The following is a 1,725-nucleotide window of genomic DNA, read 5'->3' on the forward strand; positions in this document are numbered from 1 at the left end:
GAGGGGTTTGTACAGACCGTCACGCCGGATGCGCGCAGTAAGGACACGCTTTCCGAAAATGCCGTGACGGTTGATATTGCCGTCAGCTACTACCGTCAGTCACTGGACGGGCGCGAACTGTTCGCCATCGACACAGAGCGTTTCGCCCGCCGGGTGAATGGCGTGGATGTGCTTTCTGGCCTGGCTGCCAAAGTGCGTCTCTGATTTTACTGTTATCCCACCACTGTAACGGCCTGCGGGCCGTTTTTTTATGGAGCAACCTATGAGCTTTCCTGGTGAAACCCGCGTTATAAAACTGTATTCCCCCGTATCACTTGATAATGGGGTCGTGATCGATGAAGTCACCATGCGTGAACCGCTGGTTCGCGATCGCATCACTCATGCCAAAGACCGCGGCAACGAAGAAGAGAAAGAAGCCCGCATGATTGCGCTGCTGTGCAATCTCAGTGAACAGGATCTCTGGCTGATGACGGCGGCAGATTACTCACAGCTGCTGGATGCCTTTAACGTTTTTATGCTCCCGCCCGCGAAGCGACCGAAGGCGGGCTCCTCCGGGCAATAAGATTTCTGGGGCGGCGACTGCATTTTCCGATGGCGGAATACCTCGATATGCCGTTCAGCACTTTCTCTGATTTTTTGACCGACGAACTGGAGACGATAAACCGTGGGCGGAATAAGCCAGAACCTTAAGGCCGTCATTACCTTTGGCGGAAACCTGGATAATTCATGGAAACGATCTGCAGATGGTCTGCAAAAAAGCCTGAAAGATGTCGGAAAGCAGTCTGAACGACTGACAAAAGACCAGACCAGACTGGCAGCAGAAATCAAGCGCGCCAAACTGGCCGGTGAAAGCCTGGGGGATTTGAAGCGCCGCTATACCGATGTTTCCAGGGAAATCCGCAAAACGGAGGCGGAGCAGCAGAAACTGAATGTACAGATGCAAAAAGCACAGCGCATTCAGGCATTCAAAGGAGCCGGTAAAGGTCTGTTCCGGCGCGGTCTGGGGATCGCCGGGCAGGTGGGCGGGATGTTTGGATCCGGGCTGGCTATTGGCGGTGGCGGAGTGGTGGCTTCAGCTCTTGGCACACTGATAGCGCCAGCTGCCACCAATGCTGAAACGGCAACCCGCACTAATGTGGCAAAAAGTTACGGCGTGGACGTGGCCACGTTTAATGCCTGGGATTCTCTGGCGAAGCAGTACGACATGAATGCGGAAAACATTGGCGATCTCTTTGAAGAGTATCTGCACAAATCCGGGGAGTATAAACAGAACGGTAAGCAGGGCTCGCTGCAGGATGCGTTTGAAACGCTCGGGTTCAAAGCGGGGGATTTTGCCGGGCTCAGCGATATGGCGCAGTTTGACAAAATTGTTGAACGGGCGCTCAGCCTTCAGGACGAGTCAAAAGCCTCCTTCGCACTGGATTCTCTTTTTGGCGGGGAAGCGAGCAAACTGCTGATGCTTATCAAGCAGTCTGGCCGGAGCTACCGCGACCTGATGGACGAACAGCGGCGCTACAACCTTGTGACCAAAGAGGGGGCTGATGGGGCGGTTGCGGGTAATCAGGCTATCAATAATCTCCGCACTGTTTTCTCTTCTGCGGTCGCAGAAATTTCCGGGCAACTGGGAAATGAACTAGCGCCAGATATCCGTAACCTGACGAATGATCTTGCCGACTGGTTCAAAGGTGGCGGGATCAAGCGCATTGTGACTTTCCTGCGAAATGA

2 protein-coding genes and 1 pseudogene are annotated in these 1,725 nt (G+C 54.0%); all 3 read left to right on the forward strand.

The window, feature by feature from the left end:
* A partial coding sequence (locus OH663_RS25705) for a phage major tail tube protein (RefSeq protein WP_200013372.1) occupies positions 1-204 on the forward strand: 204 nt, incomplete at its 5' end.
* A 58-nt stretch (positions 205-262) separates the two neighbouring features.
* Entirely contained in the window at positions 263-562 is a 300-nt protein-coding gene (locus OH663_RS25710; protein WP_032943852.1) for a phage tail assembly protein, read from the forward strand.
* A 102-nt stretch (positions 563-664) separates the two neighbouring features.
* Positions 665-1,725, forward strand: a pseudogene (locus OH663_RS25715) (hypothetical protein); the annotation flags it as partial.

This window comes from Citrobacter sp. Marseille-Q5395 (assembly GCF_947057495.1).
GTDB lineage: Bacteria > Pseudomonadota > Gammaproteobacteria > Enterobacterales > Enterobacteriaceae > Citrobacter > Citrobacter murliniae.